At 42.8% G+C, this 17,512-nt stretch carries 14 protein-coding genes; 13 read left to right on the top strand and 1 reads right to left on the bottom strand.

What is annotated here, in order from left to right:
- Positions 1-203 precede the first annotated feature (203 nt).
- The 6 genes from DNL43_RS04090 (at position 204) to DNL43_RS04065 (ending at position 8,183) form a co-directional block, all read left to right on the top strand.
- On the top strand, positions 204-1,235 hold the full coding sequence (locus tag DNL43_RS04090; RefSeq protein ID WP_056981574.1) for an ABC transporter ATP-binding protein: 1,032 nt from the start codon (positions 204-206) through the stop codon (positions 1,233-1,235).
- Positions 1,222-2,202: an ATP-binding cassette domain-containing protein gene (locus tag DNL43_RS04085; protein ID WP_054769323.1), complete on the top strand. Its 981-nt coding sequence runs from the start codon at positions 1,222-1,224 to the stop codon at positions 2,200-2,202. Before DNL43_RS04090 ends, DNL43_RS04085 begins: the two co-directional genes overlap by 14 nt.
- Positions 2,202-3,161, top strand: a complete 960-nt coding sequence (locus tag DNL43_RS04080) for an ABC transporter permease (protein WP_054769322.1) — start codon at positions 2,202-2,204, stop codon at positions 3,159-3,161. The genes DNL43_RS04085 and DNL43_RS04080 overlap by 1 nt, the downstream gene beginning before the upstream one ends.
- A 13-nt stretch (positions 3,162-3,174) precedes the next feature.
- Complete coding sequence (locus DNL43_RS04075; protein WP_095344862.1) at positions 3,175-4,128, top strand: ABC transporter permease; 954 nt, start codon at positions 3,175-3,177, stop codon at positions 4,126-4,128.
- Between the two features lie 97 nt (positions 4,129-4,225).
- Positions 4,226-6,022, top strand: coding sequence for an oligopeptide ABC transporter substrate-binding protein (locus DNL43_RS04070; RefSeq protein WP_054769320.1), 1,797 nt, complete (start codon positions 4,226-4,228; stop codon positions 6,020-6,022).
- 280 nt (positions 6,023-6,302) lie between these two features.
- Complete coding sequence (locus tag DNL43_RS04065; protein WP_056981572.1) at positions 6,303-8,183, top strand: S53 family peptidase; 1,881 nt, start codon at positions 6,303-6,305, stop codon at positions 8,181-8,183.
- 43 nt (positions 8,184-8,226) lie between these two features.
- On the opposite strand, the gene DNL43_RS04060 is transcribed toward DNL43_RS04065, so the two are convergent.
- The gene (locus DNL43_RS04060; protein WP_056981571.1) at positions 8,227-9,228 is read right to left on the bottom strand and encodes a helix-turn-helix domain-containing protein; all 1,002 of its coding nucleotides are present in this window, start codon (positions 9,226-9,228) and stop codon (positions 8,227-8,229) included.
- 100 nt (positions 9,229-9,328) lie between these two features.
- On the opposite strand from DNL43_RS04060, the gene DNL43_RS04055 reads away from it, so the two are divergent.
- The 7 genes from DNL43_RS04055 (at position 9,329) to DNL43_RS04025 (ending at position 17,454) form a co-directional block, all read left to right on the top strand.
- The gene (locus DNL43_RS04055; RefSeq protein ID WP_056981568.1) at positions 9,329-10,633 is read left to right on the top strand and encodes an MFS transporter; all 1,305 of its coding nucleotides are present in this window, start codon (positions 9,329-9,331) and stop codon (positions 10,631-10,633) included.
- A 108-nt stretch (positions 10,634-10,741) separates the two neighbouring features.
- Positions 10,742-11,482, top strand: a complete 741-nt coding sequence (locus DNL43_RS04050) for a glucose 1-dehydrogenase (protein WP_054769319.1) — start codon at positions 10,742-10,744, stop codon at positions 11,480-11,482.
- A 183-nt stretch (positions 11,483-11,665) separates the two neighbouring features.
- Entirely contained in the window at positions 11,666-13,621 is a 1,956-nt protein-coding gene (locus DNL43_RS04045; protein WP_056981566.1) for a S53 family peptidase, read from the top strand.
- A 78-nt stretch (positions 13,622-13,699) separates the two neighbouring features.
- A complete protein-coding gene (locus tag DNL43_RS04040) occupies positions 13,700-14,167 on the top strand; it encodes a hypothetical protein (protein WP_054769318.1) in 468 nt (155 codons plus the stop codon).
- 194 nt (positions 14,168-14,361) lie between these two features.
- A complete protein-coding gene (locus DNL43_RS04035; RefSeq protein ID WP_054769317.1) occupies positions 14,362-14,625 on the top strand; it encodes a hypothetical protein in 264 nt (87 codons plus the stop codon).
- 182 nt (positions 14,626-14,807) lie between these two features.
- Positions 14,808-16,421, top strand: a complete 1,614-nt coding sequence (locus tag DNL43_RS04030) for a putative polysaccharide biosynthesis protein (protein ID WP_156645003.1) — start codon at positions 14,808-14,810, stop codon at positions 16,419-16,421.
- 64 nt (positions 16,422-16,485) lie between these two features.
- The gene (locus DNL43_RS04025) at positions 16,486-17,454 is read left to right on the top strand and encodes an IS30 family transposase (RefSeq protein ID WP_054769923.1); all 969 of its coding nucleotides are present in this window, start codon (positions 16,486-16,488) and stop codon (positions 17,452-17,454) included.
- Positions 17,455-17,512 lie beyond the last annotated feature (58 nt).

The raw sequence follows: 17,512 nt of genomic DNA, 5'->3' as shown, positions 1-17,512 counted from the left end.
TTAAGAAATAGCAGGAAGACCGTTAAACATACGATCTTCCTGCTATTTTTATGTATAAATATCAAATATTTACAGAAAATCCTTAACATGATTTGAAATGAGAATACAATGAGATTATAATGCTTTTTAAATTAAAAATAACAACATTGTTCATCATATTTTAATGAACGTACATAAATACATTTTCAAAAGGAGATATTCACGTGGTTGAGACAAAAAGCGACCAATTTTTGAACATCAAAAACGTCAGCACTGCGTTCAAGATTAATGGCCAATACTATGATGCCGTTTCAAACGTCAACCTCGAGGTAAAACATGATGAGATCCTCGCAATCGTGGGGGAATCCGGTTGTGGTAAGAGTACTTTGGCAACAACGATCATGGGCCTGCATGATCCGGAAGAAACTAAGATTTCAGGTGAAATTGATTTTGAAGGAACCGACTTATTGAAGTTGGATGAAAAAGGGTACAACCAATTTCGGGGAGCCAAGATTGGAATGATCTTTCAAGACCCCCTGTCTGCCCTTAATCCATTGAAACGAATTGAAGATCAGATTCAAGAAGTCATGATTTATCACACGAAGATGACAGAACAGCAACGTCATGCCCGGGTCATTGAACTCTTAAACCAAGTTGGAATTGAGGATCCGGAACGGACCGCTCACCAATTTCCACACCAACTTTCCGGTGGGATGCGTCAGCGAATTATTATCGCTATCGCCATTGCCTGCAAGCCGGATTTGATTATTGCCGATGAGCCGACGACTGCTTTGGATGTAACGATTCAAGCTCAAATTTTGGATGTCCTTCGCGATATTCAAAAAGAAAATCATGCCGGAATCATTTTAATTACGCATGATTTGGGAGTCGTTGCCGAGACAGCCGATCGAGTTGCAGTTATGTATGCCGGCCAAATTGTTGAACAGGGAACCGCAGCTCAAATCTTTAACGAACCCAAGCATCCTTATACGCGTTCTTTGCTGCGTTCGATGCCTCAACGGGAGAATGAAAACGATGAATTATACGTTATCCAAGGAATGGTGCCGTCACTTCAAAAGATGCCTAAACAAGGTGACCGTTTTGCACCCCGAATTCCATGGATTCCCGCTTCAGCCCATGAAGCTCAGCCGAAAATGCACGATGTCGGTGACAATCATCTGGTCCGCTGCACCTGCTACAAGAACTTTTATTTTCCAGACCAAGTAAAGGAGGGCGCCGGACATGAGTCTAATTGAAATTAAAGATTTAAAGGTTCACTACCCAATTCGTGGTGGCTTTTGGAATCGGGTTGTTGATAACGTTAAGGCTGTTGACGGCGTTACTTTCAACATTGAAGCCGGTGAAACATACGGCTTGGTTGGTGAATCGGGATCTGGTAAATCAACGACTGCCAAAGCCATCATTGGTTTGGAAAAAGCCACTTCCGGCAGCGTCATGTATAAAGGTAAAGACGTTACCAAGGGTGAGAACCGCCGTAAGTTGGATTACAACCATGACGTGCAAATGATTTTTCAGGATTCACTTTCAAGTCTGAATCCCCGGAAACGTATTGAAGATGTGATTGCCGAACCACTTCGTAACTTCGAACATTTGGATAAGGAGCAGGAAAAGCTCCGGGTTCTTCAGCTGCTGGATATCGTTGGTTTGGATGCCGATGCCCTATACAAATATCCCCACCAATTCTCTGGCGGCCAACGACAACGGATCGGTGTCGCCCGGGCGGTTGCCACTCACCCCAAGTTGATTATTGCCGATGAGCCGGTTTCTGCCTTGGACCTTTCCGTTCAAGCTCAAGTTTTAAACTTCATGAAGAAAATTCAGCGCCAATTTGGTATCTCATACCTGTTTATTTCACATGATTTAGGGGTTGTCCGTCATATGTGCAAGAACATTGCCATCATGACCCGCGGCCGGATCGTGGAAGTTGGAACCAGGGATGATATTTATAATAATCCAATGCATATTTACACCAAGCGTTTGTTGGCAGCCATTCCAGAAACCAACGTTAATCACCGGGATGAACACCGCAAGCACCGATTGGAAATTGAAAAGATCTATCAAGAACAACAGTCAACATACTATGACAAGGATGGGATGGCATTCCCACTTGTTAAGGTTTCGCCAACTCATTCAGTTGCGTTGCCACCGCATCTTGCCAAAGAATTTGAACAACAATCTGAAAATGAGGGGGTAAACGTCTGATGTGGAAAACAATTTTACGACGGGTTCTGATTATGATTCCAGAACTCATTATCTTAAGCATTTTGGTTTTCCTGCTCGCAAAAGCGATGCCCGGAGATCCGTTTACCGGATCGATTAACCCCAAAGCTGATCCTGCTCAAATTCACCATTTAATGGAAATCCACGGCTTGTATGACCCTTGGTACCAGCAGTACTGGAACTGGGTTGTCCATTTGTTCCATGGTGACCTTGGAATGAGTTATGAGTATCAGGAACCGGTTGTCACACTGATTCAGCAACGTGGTGCCAACACTTTGTGGCTGGCATTGTTCACAATGGTCCTGACCTACGTTATTGGCCTTCCTTTAGGTCTATACGCTGCTCATCACGAAGGTAAATTGCAAGACACATTGGTACGTGTTTATACATATGTAACAATGTCGATTCCATTTTTCGTTGTGTTGGTTTTGGGTATTTGGATTTTTGGATACGCTTTGAACTGGTTCCCAACCAGCGGATCGGTTTCCGCAACGGCGTCCGGGCTTGGTGCAACAACCATGTCCCGACTCGGGCACATCATTCTTCCGGGATTACTGGGGGCATTGTTTGGAACCGTTAATATTGTTCAGTATCTGCGATCAGAAGTCATTGATGCCAAACATTCAGATTACGTTCGGACTGCCCGTTCAAAGGGTGTTCCAATGAAGGATATTTATCGTCACCACATCTTCCGAAACTCATTGCTGCCGATCGCGGCATTCGCAGGTTATTCAATTACCGGATTGCTTGGCGGTTCAATCTTTACTGAAATGGTCTTCTCATATCCAGGTATGGGACTGCTGTTCTTGAATGCCATCAACTTCCGTGATTACACCGTTATTACCGCACTTGTTCTGTTATATGGATTCTTGAACCTGATGGGAACACTGCTTTCTGATATTGTCTTAAGCATTGTTGACCCACGAGTTCGGATAGAGTAGGAGGGGTGCAGAAATGAAAAGAGATATTGAAGATGCAACATCAATTTCTGCCGAAGACCTTGGAAAGTTAACCAAAGAGGCCGCTGCAGAGGCCACCCCATCTCGAGCTAGAATCATGTGGGGTGAGTTTAAAGCTGATAAGCCGGCCATGGTGTCGCTATTCGTATTGATATTTTTTATACTATTTGTCATTATCGCTTCATTGTTCATTAATACGCCGAAAATGATGCAGACCAACCTGATGGGATACTATGCCAAGCCATTTACCCCTGAATATTGGCTGGGTGCTGATTCAGGTGGCCGTTCAATCGCCAAGGAGTTAATTGTCGGTTCGCGAAACTCGATTTCAATTGCGATTGGTTTGACGATTATTTCATCCACCTTTGGTATTTGCTGGGGACTTGTTTCTGGTTACTTTGGTGGGATGGTCGATTTGGCGATGCAACGGGTTTATGACTTTATGATGATTATTCCAATGTTAATGACCATCATTGTTATCGTGACAATCATTCCCCATTACAATGCCATCACTTTGACACTGATTCTTTCCATCTTCTATTGGATGGGAACTTCTCGACTGATTCGATCACGAACACTTGCTGAATCACAAAAGGATTATGTTGCTGCATCCAAGACTTCTGGAACCAGTAATTTAAAGATTATCTTCCGGGAGATCATGCCCAACATTTCATCGTTGATTATTGTTGATACCACGTTGTCATTTGCTGAGAACATTGGTGTTGAAACCGGGCTTTCATTCTTGGGCTTTGGCCTGCCGATGGGAACCCCATCACTTGGTACTTTAATTGCCAATGCCAATGATCCGGAAAACATCACCGGTTACTGGTGGACGTGGCTGCCAGCAGCTCTGGAAATTATTATTTTATGTCTTTCAATTAGTTATGTCGGTCAAGTTATGCGACGGGCAACAAATGCTGCTCAACGTCGTGGTAATGAAAAGAATTAAGGATCGTCAATTTTGACATTAAAGGAGATGATGCATTTTTTTGAATGTTGAGGTGAGTTTTCATTAGTTAATGATCAAATAATTTGGAGGGATGTTTATGAGCACAAAGAAATGGCTCACAATTGGAATTGCGACAATGTCCGTAATGGCATTGGCCGCATGTTCTAATAAGAGCAGTGATAAATCAGGAGCTGTCAAACATATTACCATGTCAGCCAAATACAGTGGCCCAGGTAAAGCAACAACTGAAGGCAATAACAGTACCTTGAAGATTGCCGAAGTTAATGACGCACCATTTACCGGTATTGCTTCAGGTACATTAGCTTCAAACGCTGAAGATTCAGACGTCTTTTCACCAGGTGCACCAGGTGGAGCTGATGAGTTGTTCAATGTTACCAAGGATTGGAAGATTGTCGATGGTGGGTTGGCTAATCAACGAATCAACCGAAAAGACAAGACCGTCACGATTACTTTACGTAAGAATGCCCGTTGGTCAAACGGTGATAAAGTTACCGCCAAAGATATCGAGTATCCATACGAAATCATTGGTAATAAAGACACAACTTCACAACAATATTCATCTGACTTTGCCGCAATCAAAGGAATGGCAGCATACCATGCCGGCAAAGCTAAGACAATTTCAGGAATTACATATCCAGATGGTCAAAAAGGCCGAAGCGTTGTGATTCATTTAACCAAGGTGGCCCCTTCAATGAAGTATTCAAGAAATTCATTCATTTGGGGTGGTGTTGAACCTTATGAGTACTACAAAGGCACACCAATTTCAAAGCTTGCTTCATCTAAGCAAGTTCGTAAGAACCCAATCTTTACCGGTCCTTACAAGCTTGATAAAGAAGTCCAAGGTGAATCTACAACTTGGTCACCTAACAAGTACTACTGGGGCAAGAAAGCTCAAATTAAGCACATTACCATTCAAGTTGTTTCAATGAACAACATTGTGGCCGCTTTGAATTCAAAGAAATATGACTTTGTTCTCGGTGGAATCGGTTCGGCGCAATATCCTAAGATTAAGAAGTTAAAGGATTATGGACTTGCCGGAACACCAGCTTTGAGTTATTCATACTTTGGCTTTAATGTTGGACACATGGACCCTAAGACCGGTCTGAACGTCATGGACAAGAACTCTAAGATGGCCAACAAGAACTTGCGTCGTGCCATGATGTATGCGGTAGATATTGATGCCGTTGCCAAGAAGTTTGGTAATGGATTGAGCTGGCGTGCAAATACTTTGATTCCACCAGTCTTTAAAGACGTTTACGATTCAAAGGCTGCCGGCTTCCCATACAATATGAAGAAAGCCAAGTCATTACTTGATAAAGCCGGATATAAGAAGCACGGTAAGTGGCGGACTGATCCAAACGGCAAGAAGTTGGTTATCCATCTTGGTGCCATGAGCAGTTCATCATCTACTGAAGCTACTTATCAGTACTACTTGCAGCAATGGCACAAAGCTGGCCTGGATGTTAAGATGACCGGCGGCAAACCAATGGAAATGAACAGTTTCTATGCAACTTTGCAGAAGCCTAAGCAAAACAAGATGGATGTCTTCTTGGGTGCTTGGCAGACTTCATCAGAACCAACTCCAACTCAATTGTATGGTGTTGATGCACCATACAACATGGGTCACTTTGCAACTAAGAAGAACACTGAACTTCTTAACAGTTTGAACAGCAATAAAGCTTGGAACGCCAAGTACCGTGTTCAACAATACAAGAAGTGGCAGGAATACATGAACAGTCAAGCTGCCGTTGCACCTGAACAGTTCAGCTATTCATGGAGCCCAGTTAACAAGCGGGTTAAGGGTTATGATGTTTCAGAACAGAACAATGAATTCTGGAGCGATATGACCTTAACTGCTGCAAATCCTAAATAATCGATCAATACAGTTAAACAGGATTTAGGCTCAACAAAAGCCGTGAAAGCAAAAATACTTTCACGGCTTTTTTGTGTGCAGTTAAGCCGGTGAACCGGCTTTGTAACATTCTTGACATATAATGTTATTAAGTGTACTCTCACACTAGTTCGGAAAGGTAGGGGAACCTTATGAATGGCTATTGTTTACATAGATTGAAATGGTGTGATTTTGGTAACCATTGGGGATGAGGGCTGCTCAACTACACGGAAAATCGGAAGATTAGAAAGAGGTTGAGAACATGATAAAAGCTAAGAAGTTGATTGTTGGGATCGCCAGTTTAGCGGTTTTATTAGCAGTGACACCAGCTGCCCAGGCTTCATCTCAGAAGAAGCCGGCTGGTAAGGATCCGTATGGCATTAACAAGATTTTAAAGCAGTTGTTGGCGAAGAAGAAACTTTCACCAAACAAGACGATTTCATTGGATATTGTTTTAAAGCCACAGAATGAAGATCAGTTGACCAATCGGGTTTATGCAGTGAATACACCCGGTAACAGTGACTTTAAGAATTTTTATACCCCAACTAAATTCAGGGGGGAATTTGGCCAACCGGCAAGCGTTGTTGGTGAATTCAAGCCATTTTTCAAGAAATACAATTTAAAGTCCCACGCGTTCAGCAACGGATTGATTATTCGGGTTGACGGCAAGGTTAAGAACATCAACAAGGCATTCGCCACTAACCTGCAAACCGCGAAGTATCATTCAAACCCGGTTCAATTTTCAAGTAAAAAGCCAGTGATGCCGGATAATTTGGCCAATCACGTCATGACGATTCTTGGAATCACGACCATTAGTGCCGGTGGAACTGGGATTACGACGAATAAAACCAAGACATCCAAACCATTGGCCAAGTCAGCGCCAAGCAAATTTGTAAAGCAGTACAATCTGCAGTCGCTCTATGACAAGGGTTATGAAGGCCAGGGCCAAACGGTTGGAATTGTGACCTTTGCCGGCTTCAGTAAGAAAGACGCTGAAACCTTCTGGAAGGGTGAAGAAATTGACACCAAGCCTGACCGACTAAGCGTTAAGAAGGTTAAAGCACCGGCTGTTCAAACAACCAACACGGCCAGCAATCAATTGGAAACCGCTCTTGATGTTGAACAATCAGGTGCCATTGCCCCTCAAGCAGACGTTCGGGTTTACCAGTCAAACTTCAGTGACGTTGGAATGGCGAATACATTTGCAACGGCCTTTGATGAAAACAAAGCCAGCTCATTGTCACTAAGCTGGGGACTGAATGAATATCTAACTCATTACTACTATAAGAACAAGCTGCTGACACCTGTTTATGGTCAAGCTATGAGCCTGTTGATGGCTCAAGGCGCCCTGCAGGGAATTTCAACATTTGTGGCATCTGGTGACTCAGGTGCTTACAGTCAAGGAATCGGCGGTCAGTTTGGATCATTCTCAATTCCAAATTACAGTACTTATGCTGATTTTCCAGCTGATAATCCCTGGGTAACCGCAACCGGTGGAACCACGCTGCCATTTAGCAAGAAATTGGATAATGGCATTAAGGTTTCAGTTGATAAGGAACGGGCTTGGGGTGCCGACTATATGTACAAAGCATATGGTCAGAACCGGAAAGCTTTCCAGACCAGCTTAACCGACCTCATGTCACTCTATAATGCTGGCGGTGGTGGCATCAGCACCCTCTATGACAAGCCTCAGTATCAACAAGACGTACCGGGTGTAAATACCTTCAACGCCCGCGAATACCTCTCAAATCTCTTACAGCCGCGAATTAACCCGCCTCTGTTGAGTGGAACTCAGTATGGCCGGAATTATCCTGATGTTTCTGCCAACGCCGATCCAAACACCGGTTACCAGATTTACACGAAAGCAACCGGCTGGCAAAATGTTGGTGGAACGTCCGCTGTTGCCCCTCAATTTAACGGTGCCACTGCTGTTATTAATAGTGGTAAGGGTACCCGGATGGGCTTGTGGAACGCTCAGATTTATAAATTAGCTCAGGATCCTGACAAAGATCCATTTACAGTTCTTGACAGTGATACCAACAACTCAAACTTGTACTACACCGGACAACCCGGCAAAGTTTATAATCAGGCAACTGGTTTGGGAACGGTTAATTTCGAAAAATTATATGATGCTTATCAATAATCGCATTTGAAAAGTGGCTCACCGAAATGGTGAGCCGCTTTTTTTACAATACGAAGATCATGGCTTTGGCAGGTTCCTGCTGATTTTTCTTAATCAGTGGGATCATATTGGCCATTCTTTCCGCAGTCTTCGTGAGCTTTAAAATATGAGCGATTGATAGAGAATCCTGCATCTTGTCGATACCAGACTGGCCTTTTGAATGAATGTAGTCATACCAGCCATGATAGAAGCGCAGCATGATCGCTACGCCAGCATCTTCCGACTGTTTGAATAGGGCTTCGATTTGGTCCAGTGTTTCCTTGGCCCAATCCATGTGGCGAAAGTTGATGTACGTTGAAAAGAGTCCAAAGAGCAGGCTGAATTGAATTTGGGGCATCATGGGAAATGTCTTGCTGATGGTCGTTCGTTTAATGGCAATTTGTTCCAGTTGATGAACCGTTTCAGTTGGGATGGCAAAGTGGCTGACACTGAAAAGGAGAATTTCAAAGGCACTCCAATTTTCGATGTTATAGAGATAGGAAACAATTGGCCGCGTGGCGGTATGGATTTCTTTGAAGAGATCCTTTGTTTTCGGGCTTTCATTTGGGTGGGCCCCAGCTTGCAGAATCAGTCGCTGAACCCGGTAAAGAATTGCCAAATAGTGGTGCCAATCTGAAGATCCCTGACTATCCAAATGAGCAATTGTTTTGGTGAAATACTGATTAATCCGGTCTCTGTCATGTTGATAGTCGCTATCTGAGATATTTAGATCATTCATGAAGGCGACCAGTGGACTCATAAATCCGGCGGTTAAATAAATCGGCCGGTAAGACATAAAAGTAGAATCAATTGCTTTGTTTGCCTGCCGACCATTGATATAAAGAAACTCTTCAACCGAAAAGTTGATTTTGCCCAGTAAATGAATCAGACGATTGAATGAAATTTGTGAATCGCCTTTTTCAAACTTACTGATAAAGGATACACTGTTGAAGTTATCAGCAACCTCTTGAAGGGTTAAATGACGGTCTTTTCTGAGCTTCCGGAATAACTTGCCCCAATCCTGCACTTTGTTCACCTTCTAAAAATTATCATATAGTGGAATTACGTTACTCACATTGTACTTCTGCTGTAAAGTCTTATCAACAGCAGGAAAGAGGGCGTGACACATGCATTCATATTTTAGAAGTAAAGGGTATCGGGCACTGATTAATGCCGCTCTCTTTAATGGCATTGGAAACAGTCTGTTCAACATTGTTTTTATCATCTATGCCGGCAGTTTATCATTTAAAACGTTAGCGGTTAGTTTGGCGTCGTTTGTTGTCTATATTCCCCAGATTATTAATGTCTTCCTGGGATACTATGCCGATAACACGCACCATAAATATGAATGGATGGTATCCTCACGTCTTATTCAGTTTGGATTGTTCATGATGTTGGCATTTCTGATTGGGATGCATGAATCTCTTTGGATCTTTGGAATCTTATTGGCCATTAATGTATCAAGCGACTGTCTAGGGATGTTTGCCAGTGGTCTGGAATTACCTTACTTTAGGCACTTGGTACCGGACAACGAATTAAATGATGCAATGGGCTTTGAGATGGCAACTGACACAACGCTGCAGTTGGCCTTTCAAGGCATCGGGTCAGTAGCCATTGTTTGGCTGAATTATAATTACGGCTTGTTTGGCGTAATTAACGCGTTGACGTTCAGTGTTGCGGCACTGATTATTTGGACGCGTAAATCCATATTTCAGAAGATTGATCCGCAATTAAGCGTCAATCAACCGGATGCCGACATGCATAAGCCGGAACCGATTTTTAAAAGCATGCGGACAACCGCAAAATTTATGTTTTCGAAAAAAATCCTCGTGCTGATTCTATCGTTTGCGTTTGCGATGAATACGTTCTTCAGTGCCATGAATGGGATGATCAACGTTTCCTTACTTCATAATCACAATCTTTGGTTTGGAAATTACGGAACCACGGTTGCCCTGGTAAGTATTGCGACATCTGTTGGGACCGTTCTTGGATCGCTCATTTCGCGTGATTTTTTGGCTCATACGAAGTTTTCGACCATGATTACTTATGTCTGTTTTATGTTGGTTGTCCTGGCAGGTTACTTTGTGACTGGTAAATCCATTCTATTGATAACCATTTTAAGTTTTACAAGCGGGTACGTTTTGGGGAAATTAAACCCCAGAGTGTCGGCTCTGGTCATCAGAATCATTCCTGATGATCGATTGGGCGCCTCAATGGGATTTGTGAACATGGCCGTTTTGATTGGTGCGCCAGTTGGGAGTGCCTTCTTCTTGACGATTGCCAATATTGGCAGCCGGGGAATTACTTACAGCTGGATTATCTTTGGAATCTGTGCCCTGCTGCTTGGAATCGCCGGGGTTATTGCCGGAATCAAGGTCGATGAATCCGAAGAAGACGTGTCGGCAAAATCGGATTTAGCCCAATCCAAGTGATTAAATGAGGTGCCTCAATTCCGAGACTAATAATGAACACTCTCCTATGGATGTGTTTATACTGTAGGTGTTGATAGGAAACGCTTACAGTAAAAAGGAGACATCATTATGGGGAAATTAGATAATAAAGTTGCAATTATTACTGGGGCTTCTCAAGGAATGGGTGCAAGCCACGCCAAATTATTTATTAAAGAAGGCGCAAAAGTCGTTATTACCGATGTCAAAGAAGACAAAGGAACGGAGTTGGCAAAAGAACTTGGCGATAACGCAATGTTTGTTAAGCAGGATGTTACAAGTGAAGACGACTGGAAGAATGTCATTGATCAAACCGTTAAGAAGTTTGGAAAACTGGATATTTTGGTTAACAATGCCGGAATTACATTTGCTAAACCAATCTCTGACCTGACAGTTGACGACTATATGAAGATTGTTAAGGTTAACCAAGTTTCAGTCTTTCTTGGCATGAAATATGCGTCTGCAGAAATGAAAAAGAATGGTCACGGCAGTATTGTGAACATCTCATCCATTGCCGGATTAGTCGGAACACCTAACTCCATTGGTTATACTGATTCCAAGTATGCGGTTCGTGGGATGACCAAAGCAGCTGCTTTGGAATTTGCTCCTTACGGAATTCGAGTTAACTCAGTTCACCCAGGTGCGATTGATACACCAATGGTTCACCAAGATAACATCGGATCAGCGGTTGATGAATTTATCAGCGCAATTCCACTGAAACGAATCGGTAACCCTGAAGAAGTTTCGAAGATGGTCTTGTTCGTGGCTTCGGATGATTCAAGTTACTCAACCGGTTCAGAGTTTGTTGTTGATGGCGGTTCAACTGCTCAATAAAATTTGATAATTTAGGTAACTAGCATTCATCATCCAAAAACCATTCATGATTTTTGGGTGGTGAATTTTTATTTGGGGGCATTTGATTTGTTTGAGCAACAGCTTCAAACCCATTCAAATCCAGTGGCAGTGGTATTATATGAATTGGAAAGCAAAAATTGATTCAATTGAGGAGCGGTTATTATGAGTAGTTGGGGAAAATTTGCCGCAGTAACGCTTGGGGCGTTATTTGCGATTGGAATAAACGGGCAGAAAGCTTCTGCCAAAAAGACGCCACAAAAAGTTGATCCGATCACGGAAACATACTCAAACATGACGTCGGCAAAGATGCTGACACCGACCCAGTTAAAGCCGAATAATACCACAACTTTTGATATTATTTTAAAGCCACGTAATGAAGGCCAGATGTACAGTGACGCGCTGGCTGTTAATACCCCTGGAAATTCACAATTTAAGCATTACATAACTCAGGACGGGATTCGTGACAAGTATGGTCAGCCAACTTCAGTTACAAATGACTGGAAGACTTATTTGAAGAAGCACCATTTAACTGCAAATGCCTTTAAGAGTGGCTTGGTCATGACTGTTAAAGGGAAGATTAAGGATATTGATAAGACTTTCAAGGTCAATATCAACAAAGCCACCTACCATTCAAATCCATTGCAGTTTGGGAAGCATGCCCCAAAAATTCCGGGCAGATTATCTGATACGGTCTACACAGTTATTGGAATGACCGATCATAATAAAAAGTATTTCTATCCTGATTCCAATATGCAATTTGATGTTAAAAATCCAGCAGCTAACCTGTCCGCTGACACCAAAGGTGATTCCGGCTATTACGAAGCCGGTGGCACCAGCCGGTTTGTTAACCGCTACAATCTGGACAAGCTGTATCAGCAAGGTGCCACAGGTAAAGGCCAGACAGTTGGCTTGATTACGTTTGGTGGTGTGCGTCGCAGCGATGTCCTGCACTTCTGGAAACATGAAAATGCCAGCACGGCAAGCAGCCGCTTTACCGTTAAAAATGTTCAGGGAGATATTTTCAATAAGGACTTTCTCAGTCCTGCTGATGATGAAGCAACCATGGATGTTGAGTATGCCGGTTCGGTTGCTCCTCAGGCAGATGTTCGGATGTATGAATCAAAGAATCCACTGCCGAACCTGCAAAATATTACCAACGCATTTTCAACTGCCTATCAGGAAGCAAAGGTTTCCTCACTTTCGCTCAGTTGGGGAACCGGTTCGGATGAGTATTACAATCTTTTGATTAATCGTGGTGTGATGGATCCTCATTACGTCAATTTGTTTAATTTGTTATTTGCTCAAGGTGCATTGCAGGGCATTTCAACCTTTGCTGCTTCCGGTGATACCGGTGCGCCAATGTATTCAATGAGAGGAATCAGCGGTAACCGGGTACTGCTTGACCGTAAGACTGATGTTGCCGATCCAATCAACACCAATCCATTTATCACTTCGGTTGGTGGAACAACCTTACCATTCACGCATAAGCTTGGATCCGGTGCCACTATTTCTGCGTCAAAAGAACGGGCATGGGGTTCCGATTATTATTGGGACGTGCTCCAAAACAATCCCGAGATGTTGAACAGCACCCCCGGCCTATTAATGATTCTGGGTGCCGGTGGTGGCGGTGGTTTCAGCCATCTGTATTCAACTCCTACTTATCAACAAGGTGTCAAAGGGGTTAATACTTTTGCTGCCCGAACCTATCTGTCTAATTTGAATCAACCAATTTTTGGCCAGCCTTTGATCACTGGAACCGATTATGGCCGGAATTATCCTGACGTGGCGGCCAATGCCGATCCAACCACTGGTTATAATGTTTACATGAAATCAAAGCACGGAAATGGTTGGCAGGAAAATGGCGGAACCAGTATCGTTGGCCCTCAAATCGCGGGTGCGACTGCTGTGATTAATAGTTTGTCGGGTCGTCAGCCAATGGGATTCTGGAATCCTCAGATTTATCAATTGGCACAAACCAGCGATTCGCCATTTACCCCAATGAACAGTACAACTGACAATTCCAATATGTACTATACCGGTCAGCCAAACACGATTTATAATCAAGCAACCGGTCTTGGAACCATCAACTTTGATAAATTGGCTAAAGCATACAAGTAATTGCGTCATTTTTGCATGGCTGGGTGATTTCTGTTAAACTACTTCCAATTGCTTTTTTGCAAATGAAAGGATAGTTGTATGAAATTTACCAAAACTGTATCATTCTTGGCCGTAGCACTTGGCGTTGCTCTTGTGGCAACCGAGGCTCAGCCTGCACAAGCAAAGACAACCAGCCACGCCGTTCCCAAGACAATTCAGGGAACTTGGTACGGTAAATATCACGATGACCTATTTGGCAACGTGCCGGTTAAATACCGCCTGACCAAATATTCATTCCGCCAGGGGTCATCGAAGAAGTCTGAGCAAAAAGAAGCCCGAACTTATTATGTGAATGTTAAAAAGTACAATTCAACCAAGAGCCGTAGTTTCCTGTTTAATGTTGCCAACAAAGCCAACAAGCATGGTTACTGGAAGTTGACCTTACTTTCAGAGAACCAGCCGGTTTACTTAAAGCACGTTAAGCATAATGGTAAAACCGCATTGAAGATGTACTATAAATCAGCTGATACTAACAAAGTTCAAACGAGTTATTTTTACCATAAATAACTAAAAGATCACCATTCCGGCTATTCGTCGGGATGGTGATTTTTAATATATTGCGATTTAATTATTAAATTTGACATTAATTTCGATTTTTGGTGAAATAGAAGACAATAAATTGGTATGATGTATATAGAGATACCGCTTTCATCTTTGCGGTATGAATATACCAAAAAACCGATAGATTGTGAGGAATTTATATGAGTAAAATTTCTATTCAAGGCAGTTTAAAGACCGAACAGATCCCAGGCAGCTATTCCGATGTGGAAAAGAAAATTGTTGCGGACTTGGATTCAGCACAGGTGAAAGATGGCAAGAAGCCATTTTCAAAGATCGCTGATGAAGTGGTTATTGAACCATATCGAGACGGTTCGTACGCCTACCACGCAATGCTGACGGAAGCAGCCAAGATGTATGATCTATCACCAGAGATTCAAAAGGACGCTCAGGTATCAAATGAATAGCAGGGTTTCCATTTAGTTGTGCTTAAAACGTGGACTTCCAACAAATCCACAAACCAGATAAAGTTAAATGGCCGGGACAAAAGTTGATGCTTTTGCCCCGGCTTTTTTTCTGTGATAGCAAACTCACTCAAAACATACTATAATGATGTTTACTAGAAATTATAGAAAGTGTGCGTTTCTCCATGAATAAAAAAATCATGTCAGGTTCCTTCTGGCTATCCTTTGGAAGTATCTTTTCACGGGTCCTTGGCATCATTTATTTAATTCCCTGGCTGTATATGATTGGTTCACCTGCCCATAAGAACGTTGCGATGGCTTTATTCAACGCCTCGTATAACCCTTATGGTCTCTTTATTGCCTTGGGAACTGCCGGCTTTCCGTCAGCAATTGCCCGGCGGGTTGCCATTTATAATGGTCAAAATAAATTTTTGAATTCACGTCAGTTAGCAAAGGTTGGTTCGTTTGTCATGCTGCTGTCGGGAATTATCTGCGGAATCATTTTGTGGGTGATTGCCCCGGTGATTGCCAAGAATAGCCCTGTGGTTTCCACTCAGAGTGCGATTACATCCATTCGAGTATTGGTACCCGCAATCGTCATTTTACCGTCCATGAGCAGTATTAGAGGCTGGTTTCAGGGTAACCAGGATTTAAAGCCATATGGTGTTTCTCAACTTTGGGAACAGTTTATCCGGATTGTGTTTATCCTGGGATCAACTTACATTGTGATTAACGTTCTTCATCGCAGTTATATTGAAGCCGTTTATCTCAGTGTGATGGCCGCCTTTGTCGGTGCTGTTGCCAGTTATATCTACCTGGGGATCTATTATCGAAAACAAACCGCAAACTATGCCAAATTGGCTGAAAAGAGTAAGCCGTTTGATTTAACCAGTATCAAGAAGATCTTTACGATGATTGCCTATGAATCAATTCCGTTTGTCATTGTTGGATCCGGAATTACGTTAAGTCAGTTAATTGACCAGTTGTTCTTCAAACAGGTTATGCAGGGCGTTCAGCACTTTTCTGCCGAATATACGCAATATATTTACACGCTGTTTTCCGCTAACCCAACGAAGATTACAACCGTTGTTGTTTCGTTGGCGTTGGCCGTTGCCGAGACGACACTGCCTTTGCTGGCAAACAGTCAGGCATCCAAAAAATCCAACGTCGGTGACCTAATTTTTCAAAACGTCAACATGCTGATGTTTGTCCTGTTGCCGATCGTGACGATTCTATGTGGTCTGTCTTATGAAACCAATGGGATCTTCTTCTCGTTCAGCTTACTGGGCGGCAAATACCTGGCAGCCAACATTCTTCAAAGTCTGATGCTGGGCTTGGCCATTAACGGATTGACCTTGCTGCAGGCACTTCACTACAGTAAGAAAGCCATGTATTATCTGTTCGTCGGGTTGATTGCCAAGTTATTGTTCCAAATTCCTTTGGTCATTCTTCTCCAGGGATTTGGTGCTATCATCTCAACGGCAATCGGCTTTGGCTTCATCTGCCTATTGAGCTATGGTGAGATTATGTATGAATTCCACGTTCCATTTGGCAAATTAAAAGTCAGCGTTTTGGTTAACCTGTTGTTCTTTGCGATTGTGATGGCATTGACTTGGGGCGTTCACCAATTCATTTTCCCAAGCGGGCTCATTTCGGCATTCATGTACTGTGTCGTATTTGGTCTTGTTACACTGGGAATTTACATTTTCATGGCCAATCGCACCGGCTTGTCTGACACGATGTTTAATCATAAGCTTGGCTATAAATATTTCAGATCCCTGTTTGTAAAATTAAGTTAGAAATTTAAAAAGCCATTTGTGATAGACTTTTGAGTGTTGAAATCAAAAGAAAGGCTGATCACAAATGACCTATACTCATCTTACCATAGACGAACTCACTACAATTTATTCCTTTTGGAAGCTCAATAAAAAGGCTTACCGAGTAGCACCAGCACTCCACCGGAGTGCTGAAACCGTTTATCGCATCTATCGTTTTCTTGACGCTGGCGGTACGCTTATTGATTACCAACAACATTATCGACGGCACAAACAACATTGTGGGCGTAAGCCCATTCAACTAGCCCCTGATGAACTGGTTTATATCCAAGCCAAAATTCAAGCGGGGTGGCAACCAGATACAATTATTAATCGCCACGAACGTTCTTTTAGCTGCGGCGTACGAACCCTATATCGCATTTTCAAACATGATGCTTTTGGCTTGTTCGCCAAAGATTTACCCATGCATGGTCAGCGTCACCCTAATGGGTACGTTGAACGACGAGGAAAAGCTGGGCAATTGGGCAGAGATTTAAAAACCCGTTATCAGGACTATCCTAATTTTAAACGAGAATTCGGTCATTTAGAAGGCGACACGGTTCAAGGCAAAAACCATCAGGGTGCCGTAACCACACTGGTTGAACGGCAGACCAAGGTCGCAATTGTTTTGAATTCACATACCAAGTCATCACAAAACGTCAATCGTAGTTTAGCAGCCTGGTTGACGAAGCTGCCACGCCACTTGTTTAAGTCCATCACGTTTGATAATGGTAAGGAGTTCGCCGGTTGGCGAACGATTGCTAACCAGTTTGATTTAAATATTTACTTTGCCGCTGTAGGAGCACCCAATCAACGTGGGTTGAATGAAAACACCAACAACTTACTTCGTAAGGATGGGTTGCACCATGATCTCATCATGGACCAGCTATCAGATGAATTTGTCCAGGCTGTTGCTAGTCGACGGAACCATATTCCTAGAAAAAGTCTCAATTATCAAACACCACTTGAGGCATTCGTAAATCAAATCACTGATGAGCAGCTAAAATTTCTAACTTAATTTGACATTTGAAGGATACAAACATTTCCAATAAAAAACGATTCAAAAAGGTCAATCA

The sequence above is a fragment of the Lentilactobacillus kefiri genome (assembly GCF_009739535.1).
Taxonomy (GTDB): domain Bacteria; phylum Bacillota; class Bacilli; order Lactobacillales; family Lactobacillaceae; genus Lentilactobacillus; species Lentilactobacillus kefiri.
The sequence above is the reverse complement of the archived record's forward strand: the minus strand, read 5'-3'. Positions and strand labels throughout refer to the sequence as shown.